This is a genomic window from Nocardioides sp. GY 10113, from assembly GCF_004919105.1.
In the GTDB taxonomy this organism is placed as follows: domain Bacteria; phylum Actinomycetota; class Actinomycetes; order Propionibacteriales; family Nocardioidaceae; genus Nocardioides.
Window position 1 is genome coordinate 96,888 of sequence record NZ_STGK01000016.1, and the last position, 8,897, is coordinate 105,784.

Consider the following 8,897-nt stretch of genomic DNA (forward strand, 5'->3'; position numbering starts at 1 on the left):
GGCATCCCCGGTTTCGAGGCTCGCTCCGCTCGCACCTCAACCAGCGGCCGCCACTAGGCTCGAGGGCGTGATCCGCGACCTGACCGACGCCGAGGCCCGCCGCGCGATGCCCTGCAAGTGGGGCCAGGTCGACGCCGACGTGATCCCGGCCTGGGTCGCTGAGATGGACTACGCGCTGGCCCCGCCGATCGCCGAGGCGCTGGCGGACGCGGTCGCGCACAACGTGGTCGGCTATCCCGACTTCTCCCCGGGCGGCGGCCTCCTCGGCGAGGCGTACGCCGGGTTCGCGCAGCGCCACTTCGGCCAGCACGTCGACCCCACCTGGGTGGTGCCGACGGTCGACGTCACCGCCGGGGTCCGGGTCGCGATCAACGCGCTCTCGGCCGACGCCCCGGTGGTGATGACGCTCCCGGGGTACCCGCCGGTGATGAACATCGTCGAGGCGTGCGGGCGCAAGCGCCTCGACCTGGTGCTCGACGCCGACGCCGAGCGCGCCGAGATCGACCTCGACCAGCTCGACCACCTCCTCGACCCGGCCCGGGGCGGCGCGCGGACGCTGATCCTGACCAACCCGCACAACCCCTGGGGCCGGGTGTTCACCCGTGCCGAGCTCGAGGGGATCCGCGACGTCGTGACCCGCCACGGGGCGCGGGTGGTCGCCGACGAGATCCACGCGCCGCTGGTGCTGCCCGGCACCGACCCGGCCACGGCACCGGTCCACACGCCGTACCTCACGCTGGACGGCGCCGCCGACCACGCCGTCGCGGTCGTCTCGGCGTCCAAGGCGTTCAACACCCCCGGTCTGCGCTGCGCGCAGATCGTCGCGGGCGACGACGCCACCCGGGACCGGCTCCGGTCCCTCGCGGCCGGCGTCAACGAGTCCTGGTCGGTCCTCGGGTCGATCGCGGCGACGGCCGCCTACACCGACGGCGACGAGTGGCTGGCCGCGCTGCGGACGCGTCTCGGCGAGCAGCGCGACCTGCTCGCGGACCTCCTCGCGCGGCACCTGCCCGAGGCCCGGATGCGGCCGCTGGAGGCGACGTACCTGGCGTGGCTCGACCTCCGCGCGTACGGCGAGGACGACCCCGCCGCCGCCGTGCTCGAGCGGGGGCGGGTCCGGCTCGCGTCCGGCGAGATGTACCAGCCCGGCCTGACCGGACACGTCCGGCTGAACATCGCGACCAGCCCGCAGCGGCTCACCGCGATCGTGGAGCGGATGGCCGCGGCACTGGCGTCCTGACCGCCGCTCGCACCGCCACTCCACCGTGCCCACGGTGGGTTCCGCGGCCGAATTCACCACGCTTGGTTAAATGACCGCCCCGGGCCGTTACCTGTGGCGCAGGTCACCCGTTGAGGCTGCGTGGACGCGTCGACCCCCATCGAGAACCACCTGACCCCTGCCCCGCTGGTCTCCCGCCGGCGGGTGATCGCCGGCGCCACCGTCGCCGGCGCCGTCGTCGCCACGGGAGCGCTGGCCGCCGGTTCGGCGGGCGCCGAGGGCGCGACCTTCGCCCACGGCGTGGCCTCCGGCGACCCGCTGCCCGACGCGGTCGTGCTGTGGACCCGGGTCACCCCCACCGCGGCCAGCAAGCCCGGCTCGGGCGTCGGGCCCGCGGTCGCGGTGACCTGGGAGGTCGCCCGCGACCCCGGCTTCGGGTCGGTCGTGGCCAGCGGGAGCATCCGGACCACGGCGGCCCGCGACCACACCGTCAAGATCGACGCCGTCGGCCTGGAGCCCTCGACCTGGTACTACTACCGCTTCCGCGTCGACGGGGCGACCAGCCCGGTCGGCCGCACCCGCACGGCGCCGCCGTACGAGTCCAGCCCCGACCGGCTGCGCTTCGGCGTGGTCTCCTGCGCCAACCTGCAGGCCGGCTACTTCCACGCCTACCGCGCGCTGGCGCAGCGCGACGACCTGGACGCGATCATCCACCTCGGCGACTACATCTACGAGTACGGCCCCGGTGAGTACGGCTACGGCAAGGACGACGTCGACGTCCGCAGCCACGTGCCCGCCCGCGAGATGGTCTCCCTGGCCGACTACCGCAAGCGGCACGCGCAGTACAAGCAGGACGCCGACCTGGCCGCCCTGCACGTCCGGCTGCCGTTCATCGCGACCTGGGACGACCACGAGTTCGCCGACAACACCTGGCAGGACGGCGCCGAGAACCACGACCCGGCGACCGAGGGCTCGTGGCAGGCGCGGCGCGCGGCCGCCTTCCAGGCGTACGACGAGTGGATGCCGGTGCGGCTGAGCGGCACCGCCGCGGTCGGCGACGGGACGCAGATCTACCGCCGCCTGCGCTTCGGCCGGCTCCTGGAGCTCTCGATGCTGGACCTGAGCAGCTACCGCACCGAGGAGATCTCGGTGGCCACCATGACCGGCGGCCAGCAGAAGATCGCCGGCGCGGCGCAGATGGAGTGGCTGGCCAGCGGCCTGCGGGACAGCCCGGCGCAGTGGAAGCTGGTCGGCAACCCGGTGATGATCGCCCCCGTCGACTTCGGCACCCTGCCGCGGCGCAGCGCCGACGCGCTGGCCGAGATGGTCGGCGAGGTCTTCGGCCCGGAGGGGCTGCCCTACAACCTCGACCAGTGGGACGGCTACGTCCGCGACCGCCGCAGCCTGTACCAGTTCCTGCGGGACAACCGGGTCTCCGACGTCGTCTTCCTGACCGGCGACATCCACTCCGCGTGGGCCAGCGACCTGCCGATCGACCCGGGCGCCTACCCGTGGAACTGGTCGACCGTCGGCGTGGAGATGGTGTGCACCTCGGTCACGTCCAACAACTTCAAGGACATGGTCGGCACCACCGCCCTCTCACCGGTGGCCGCGACCGCGATCCGGATCGCGAACCCGCACATCAAGTTCTGCGACCTGGACAACCACGGCTACTCGGTGCTCGACGTGACGGCCCGGCGGACCCAGATGGACTGGTACGTCACCGCGGACCGGGCGACCCGGGACTCCTCGTCCACCTGGGTGCGCTCCTTCCAGACCATCGCGGGCACCCGGCGGCTGATGCCGGCGTTCCGTCCCGTGCGCTGACCGACTGGCTGCCCGACTGGCTGCCCGACTGGCTGACCGACTGGCTGCCCGACGCGCTGACCGAGTGCGGTCCCGGTGCCGGGACCCGCGCCGCGCCCGCGCGCCTCAGTCGGCGTGCGCCCGCCGGTGCGCCGCGATCAGGTCGGCGTACCAGCTGAAGGAGCGCTTCGGCGTGCGGACCTGGGTCTCGTAGTCGACGTGGACCAGCCCGAACCGGGGCACGTAGCCGTCGGCCCACTCGAAGTTGTCCATCAGCGACCAGGTGTAGTACCCGAGGATGTCCACACCCCGCTCGATCGCCTCCGCGACCGCGGTCAGGTGGCCCTGGAGGTAGTCGATCCGCTCGTGGTCGTCGACCACGCCGTTCTCGTCCGGCCCGACGTTGTAGGCGCACCCGGACTCGGTGATCATCAGGGCGGGTACGGCGGCCCGGAACCGCGCGCGGAACAGGATCAGCCACTCCCGCAGCGCGTCCGGGACCACGGGCCAGCCGAGGTCCGTCGTCGGGTAGCCGACCACCTCGCGGAAGTCGAACGGCACCTCGGACTCCTCGTCGGAGGCGGCGATGCGCATCGGGTTGTAGTAGTTGACCCCGTAGAAGTCGAGCGGCTGGCGGATGGTGGCCAGGTCGCCGTCGCGCACCACGTCCTCCAGCAGCGGCGCCAGGTCGACGGGGTAGCGGCCGAGCAGCATCGGCTCGGCGAACATGCCGTTCCACATCGCGTCGAACAGCTTGGAGGCGCCGACGTCGGCCGGGTCGTCGGAGGCCGGCCAGATCGGAGCGTGGTTGTTGGCGCAGCCCACGCTGGTGGCGCCGGCCGCCCGGAGCGCGATGGCGGCGCGCCCGTGCGCCAGCAGCAGGTGATGCGCGACCAGCAGCGAGTCGAAGACCAGCGCCTTGCCGGGCGCGTGGAGGCCGGTCCCGTAGCCGAGCAGCGCGGCGACGTTGGGCTCGTTCACCGGCACCCAGTGCTCCACCCGGTCGCCCAGCCGCTCGCCGACGATCGCGGCGTACTCGGCGAAGTGGTCGACGGTGTCCCGGTTGAGCCAGCCGCCGTCGTCCTCGAGCGCCTGGGGCAGGTCCCAGTGGTAGAGCGTCGCCATCGGCTGCTGGCCGGCGGCGAGCAGGTCGTCGACGAGACGGTCGTAGAAGTCCAGGCCGGCGGCGTTGACCGGCCCGCGGCCGGTGGGCTGGATCCGCGGCCAGGCGATGGAGAACCGGTAGCCGCCGGTGCCCAGCCGGGCCATCAGCGCGACGTCCTCGGCCGAGCGGTGGTAGTGGTCGCACGCCACCGCGCCGCTCGAGCCGTCCGCGATCCGGCCGGGCTCGGCGCAGAAGGTGTCCCAGATGCTGGGGCCGCGACCGTCCTCGTCGACGGCCCCCTCGATCTGGTACGCCGCCGTGCTGGTGCCGAAGCGGAATCCGGCCGGCAGCCGCTCCGCCAGATCGCGTGGTGTCACCGGACCACCCTGGCACGACGACGCGGGCCGCGGGAGCGATTCGCCGGCCCATCCCCGCGCCCGCCTTCCACCCGCCAGCCACCCGCCAGCCACCCACCAGCCCCCCGCTGGGCGCCGCCGCCTCGCGCCCCGGGAGCGCCCCCGGGCAGAATCGGTCGGGTGAGTGTGGAGATCAGCCGTGGTTCGCGCAGGTTCACCGACCGGGTACCGGGGCGGCTGACCCGCCACGCCTTCTCGTTCGGCCCCCACTACGACCCGGACCGGGTCGCGTTCGGGCCGCTGGTCTGCCACGACGACCACCTGCTCGGCTCCGGGCAGGGGTTCGAGGAGCACCCGCACGCGGCGCTCGAGATCGTCACCTGGGTGGTCTCCGGGCGGCTGCTGCACCGCGACTCCCTGGGCAACGAGGCCACCCTCGGCGCCGGCGAGTGCGGGGTGCTGCGGGCCGGTGCCGGCGTGCGCCACTCCGAGACCGCCAGCGCCGACGGGCCGGTCCGCTTCGTGCAGACCTGGCTGGCCGCCGACCCGGACGCCGAGCCCGCCTACGCCCGTACGGCGGTCGGCGACGCGGCTGCGCACGGTGACGCCGCGGGGACCCTCCGGTTGGTCGGCGACGGCGGCCCGCTCGAGGTCGGGGTCGCCGGGGCGGCGTACGACCTGGTCCGGCTGGGCGCCGGTGGGTCCGCCACCCTGCCGACGGCGCCGCGGGTGCACGCGTTCGTGGTCTCCGGCGCGCTGCTGCGCTCCTCGCTGGCCGAGCCGCTCCAGGCCGGTGACGCGTTCCTGATCGCCGACGAGCCGGCGCACGTGGTGAGCGCGGGGGTGCCGACGGAGCTGCTGGTCTGGTCGTTCGCCTGATCCCGGCGATGAGTTTGCCCGTCGCCACCGGTCCTCCCCTGAGGCAGACTGAATCTCTCCGGCAGGGGCCGAGGAACGGGGCGCGTGGTGACCGAGCAGACGACCGAGCAGACGGGCGAGCAGACGGGCGAGCAGACCGAGCAGACGGGCGCCGGTGAGCTCGCCGACTTCGACGCGCTCACCGGCCGCTACCAGCGCGAGCTGATGGCGCACTGCTACCGGATGAGCGGGTCGGTGCACGAGGCCGAGGACCTGGTCCAGGAGACGTTCCTGCGGGCCTGGAAGGCCTCGGCCGGCTTCCAGGGCCGATCGTCGGTGCGGACCTGGCTCTACCGGATCGCCACCAACGTCTGCCTGACGAGCCTGGAGGGGCGGCCGCGCCGCCCGCTGCCCGCCGGGCTGGGCACCGCCGACTCCACCGTCAGCGAGGCGCTCGCCGAGGACCACGAGGTGCCCTGGCTGGAGCCGGTGCCCGACGCGGCCGTCGAGGTGGCCGAGCGGGACACCATCCGGCTCGCCTTCGTGGCCGCGCTGCAGCACCTGCCGGCGCGGCAGCGGGCGGTGCTGATCCTGCGCGACGTGCTGCGCTGGTCGGCCGCGGAGACGGCGACGACGCTGGACACCACCACGGCCGCGGTCAACTCCGCCCTGCAACGCGCCCACGCCCAGCTCGCCGACCGGCACCTGACCCCGGAGACCGTGGAGACCGACCTGGACGCCGACCAGCAGCGGATGCTGGAGGCCTACCTGCGGGCCTTCTGGGCCAAGGACATCGACACCATCGTCGGGCTGCTCACCTACGACGCGACCTGGGACATGCCGCCGTTCCTCAACTGGTACCGCGGCGCGGACGCGATCGGCGACCTGATCGGCACCAAGTGCCCCGGCGGGGTCCACGACATGCCGATGCTTCCCGCCCCGGCCAACGGGCAGCCGGCGTTCGGGCTCTACATGCGCCAGCCGGACGGCACCTTCACGCCGTTCCAGTTCCAGGTGCTGCAGCTGGTCGGCGACAAGGTGCGCCACGTGACGGCGTTCTTCGACCACCGGCTCTTCGAGCGGTTCGGCCTGCCGGCCAGCCTGCCCGCCGACTACCGGCCGGAGGGAACCACCGAGCCGGCCGCCACCGCCCCCACGCGTACGACGGGATGACCGCGTCGCCGGCGGCGGCCGGTGTGCCGCCGCGCACGTCGGTGGAGCTGCTCGAGCGGGCGATCGGCTACACCTGCGGCACCCTCGCCACCGTCACCCCCGGCGCGCTGGACCTGACCACCCCGTGCGAGCGGTGGCGGTTGGCGGACCTGCTCGCGCACATGGAGGACTCGCTGGACGCGTTCGCGGAGGGCGCGGGAGGCGCGATCGGTCTGCGCAGCGCCGCTCCCACCCCGCCCGACGAGCGCCTGGCCGCGCTGCGCGCCAAGGCCACCGGCCTGCTCGGCGCCTGGACCCGCCGCTTGGAGGCCGAGGAGGCCGGGCTGGCCGGGCGCGACGTCGGCGTCTCCGGCGTACCGGCACCGGTGGCGGTGGTCGCCGGGCTGGCCGCCGTCGAGGTCGCCGTGCACGGCTGGGACGTCGGCCGAGCCACCGGCGCGGGCGGACCGCTCCCCGGGGCCCTCGCCGCCGACCTGCTGCCGTGGGCCGACCTGCTGCGAGCGGCCACGGACTCCGGGCCGGGCGCGTCCGGGTTCGCCGGCCCGCTGCCGACCGCCGTCGGGCCGGACCCGGCCCGGGCGCTGCTGGGACGGCTCGGGCGCGCCGCCTGACCTGCCGCGGGCGTGGGGGTCAGGGCGCCGGGATCGCCAGGTACGTCGTCTCCAGGTACTCCTCGATGCCCTCGAAGCCGCCCTCACGGCCGAACCCGGAGGCCTTCATGCCGCCGAAGGGCGCGGCGGGGTTGGAGACCAGGCCGGTGTTGATGCCGAGCATCCCGTACTCCAGCTGCTCCCCGAGGCGCAGCGTCCGGGCCAGGTCACGGGTGTAGGCGTAGGCGGCCAGCCCGTACTCGGTGTCGTTGGCGTAGGCGATCGCCTCGGACTCGCTGGTGAACGTGGTGATCGGCGCGACCGGGCCGAAGATCTCGTTGGTGACCACGTCGGCGTCCACCGGTACGTCGACCAGGACCGTCGGCGGGTAGTAGAAGCCCGGGCCGTCCGGCGTGGTGCCGCCGACCAGGGCCCGGGCGCCGCGTCCCACCGCGTCGTCGACGAGCTCGCTCACCGAGGCGACCGCCTTGGCGTCGATCAGCGGGCCGACGTCGATGCCGTCGTCCTGGCCGCGGCCCACCCGCAGGGCGCCCATCCGCTCGGCGAGCTTGGCGCCGAACTCCTCCGCCACCGACTCCTCGACCAGGAACCGGTTGGCCGAGGTGCACGCCTCGCCCATGTTGCGCATCTTGGCGAGCATCGCGCCGTCGACCGCCGCGTCGAGGTCGGCGTCGGCGAAGACGATGAAGGGGGCGTTGCCGCCCAGCTCCATGCTGACCCGCTGCAGCTGGTCGGCGGACTGGCGGACCAGCACCTTCCCGATCCCGGTGGAGCCCGTGAAGCTGACCTTCCGCAGCCGCGGGTCGGCCTGCAGGGTCTCGCTGAACGCCCCCGACCCGGAGGTGGTGACCACGTTCAGCACGCCGTCGGGCAGGCCGGCCTCGGCCAGCACCTCGGCCAGCGCCAGCATGGTCAGCGGCGTCTGGGAGGCCGGCTTGACCACCATGGTGCAGCCGGCGGCGACCGCGGGACCGATCTTGCGGGTGCCCATCGCCAGCGGGAAGTTCCACGGCGTGATGAACAGGCACGGACCGACCGGCTTGCGCACCGTCAGCAGCCGGCTGGTGCCGGCCGGCGCGTTCATCCAGCGGCCGTGCACGCGGACCGCCTCCTCGGCGAACCAGCGGAAGAACTCGGCACCGTAGGTGACCTCCCCGCGGGCCTCGGCCACCGGCTTGCCCATCTCCAGGCTCATCAGGCGCGCGAAGTGGTCGGCGCGCGCGGTGAGCGCCTCGAAGGCGCGGCGCAGGATCTCCCCCCTGTCCCGGGGGGCGGTCGCGGCCCAGTCGGCCTGGGCGGCCACCGCGGCGTCGAGCGCCGCGCGGGCATCGTCCAGGGTTCCGTCGGCGACGTCGGTGAGCACACCACCGTCGGCCGGGTCGATCACGTCCAGGCGGGCCCCCGAGGAGGACTCCCGCCAGGTCCCGCCGATGAAGAGCCGGCGGCGTTCCTCGGGCAGCAGGTCGAAGTCGCTCATGCCCTCCACTCTGGCACTCGGACGGTCAACGCGGGAGGACCCGAGGCATCCCTGTGCAGGTCACCCACCGGACCTGTGCAGGTCATCCGATGCAACTTTCTCAGCAATCCCTCTAGCAATATCGGCCGAGATCGCTAAAGTTTGGTTTGTCGTTGATCGGAGGGAGCACCGAAAGGCGACAGAGCCCCTCGTTGACCCCATGCGACGAGGGGCTCGCTCCGTTTTGGGTGGCGCGAGCGCGTCTCCGCTCCGCTTCGCCGCGCTGCCGCGCACGCAGTTGAGGTCCACTCGG

At 73.7% G+C, this 8,897-nt stretch carries 7 protein-coding genes; 5 read left to right on the forward strand and 2 right to left on the reverse strand.

All coding sequences use genetic code 11. From position 1 onward, the window contains the following. Positions 1-67: 67 nt before the first annotated feature. The gene (locus E8D34_RS17415; RefSeq protein ID WP_136595930.1) at positions 68-1,240 is read left to right on the forward strand and encodes an aminotransferase class I/II-fold pyridoxal phosphate-dependent enzyme; all 1,173 of its coding nucleotides are present in this window, start codon (positions 68-70) and stop codon (positions 1,238-1,240) included. Positions 1,241-1,360: 120 nt separating this feature from the next. Next, positions 1,361-3,046 (forward strand): alkaline phosphatase D family protein, encoded by a 1,686-nt coding sequence (locus E8D34_RS17420; RefSeq protein WP_136595931.1) that lies wholly within the window; start codon positions 1,361-1,363, stop codon positions 3,044-3,046. Between the two features lie 105 nt (positions 3,047-3,151). Here the strand turns inward: E8D34_RS17420 and E8D34_RS17425 are convergent, their stop codons facing one another. Further along, positions 3,152-4,507, reverse strand: coding sequence for a GH1 family beta-glucosidase (locus tag E8D34_RS17425; protein WP_168929497.1), 1,356 nt, complete (start codon positions 4,505-4,507; stop codon positions 3,152-3,154). A gap of 159 nt (positions 4,508-4,666) precedes the next feature. Between E8D34_RS17425 and E8D34_RS17430 the strand changes: the two genes are divergently transcribed. The 3 genes from E8D34_RS17430 to E8D34_RS17440 all read left to right on the forward strand — a co-directional run bounded on the left by E8D34_RS17430 (position 4,667) and on the right by E8D34_RS17440 (position 7,128). Further along, positions 4,667-5,365: a pirin family protein gene (locus tag E8D34_RS17430; protein ID WP_168929498.1), complete on the forward strand. Its 699-nt coding sequence runs from the start codon at positions 4,667-4,669 to the stop codon at positions 5,363-5,365. Positions 5,366-5,452: 87 nt separating this feature from the next. Next, a complete protein-coding gene (locus E8D34_RS17435; RefSeq protein ID WP_136595933.1) occupies positions 5,453-6,517 on the forward strand; it encodes a sigma-70 family RNA polymerase sigma factor in 1,065 nt (354 codons plus the stop codon). Further along, positions 6,514-7,128, forward strand: coding sequence for a maleylpyruvate isomerase family mycothiol-dependent enzyme (locus E8D34_RS17440; protein WP_136595934.1), 615 nt, complete (start codon positions 6,514-6,516; stop codon positions 7,126-7,128). Before E8D34_RS17435 ends, E8D34_RS17440 begins: the two co-directional genes overlap by 4 nt. Positions 7,129-7,147: 19 nt before the next feature. Here the strand turns inward: E8D34_RS17440 and E8D34_RS17445 are convergent, their stop codons facing one another. Beyond that, a complete protein-coding gene (locus tag E8D34_RS17445) occupies positions 7,148-8,605 on the reverse strand; it encodes an NAD-dependent succinate-semialdehyde dehydrogenase (RefSeq protein WP_136595935.1) in 1,458 nt (485 codons plus the stop codon). Between the last annotated feature and the right edge of the window lie 292 nt (positions 8,606-8,897).